This window comes from Mesorhizobium sp. M7A.F.Ca.CA.001.10.2.1 (assembly GCF_003998575.1).
Taxonomy (GTDB): Bacteria; Pseudomonadota; Alphaproteobacteria; order Rhizobiales; family Rhizobiaceae; genus Mesorhizobium.
This window is the reverse complement of sequence record NZ_RZQY01001336.1, coordinates 1-479: the sequence shown is the minus strand read 5'-3', so window position 1 is coordinate 479 and position 479 is coordinate 1. Positions and strand designations below refer to the sequence as shown.

The following is a 479-nucleotide window of genomic DNA, read 5'->3' as shown; positions in this document are numbered from 1 at the left end:
TCCTCGAACAGCACAAGGATGTCGCGACCTGCGAGGCAACGCCGCATCATTTGACGCTGAGCGCCGACGACTATGGACGGCTTGGCACGCTGATCCAGATGAACCCGCCGGTGCGCCCCGCCCGCCATCGCGACGGCGTCTGGCACGGCATTGCGCAAGGCATTGTCGACGTGCTCGGCTCCGACCATGCGCCGCACACGCTGGCCGAGAAGGCCAAGCCGTATCCGGCCTCTCCGTCGGGAATGACCGGCGTGCAGACGCTGGTGCCGATCATGCTCGACCACGTCAATGCCGGCCGGCTAACCTTGCAGCGCTTCGTCGACCTGTCCAGTCATGGCCCGCAGCGGATCTTCGGCATGGCCAGGAAAGGCCGCATCGCCGCCGGCTATGACGCCGACTTCACCATCGTCGACATGATGCGGCGCGAGATGATCACCAATGCGCAGGCCGGCTCGAAAGCCGGCTGGACGCCTTATGAT

1 protein-coding gene is annotated in these 479 nt (G+C 65.3%); it reads left to right on the top strand.

The features are described from left to right. Positions 1–479 (top strand): amidohydrolase family protein (locus EN964_RS36955; RefSeq protein ID WP_164776610.1); only part of this gene is annotated, 479 nt, incomplete at both ends.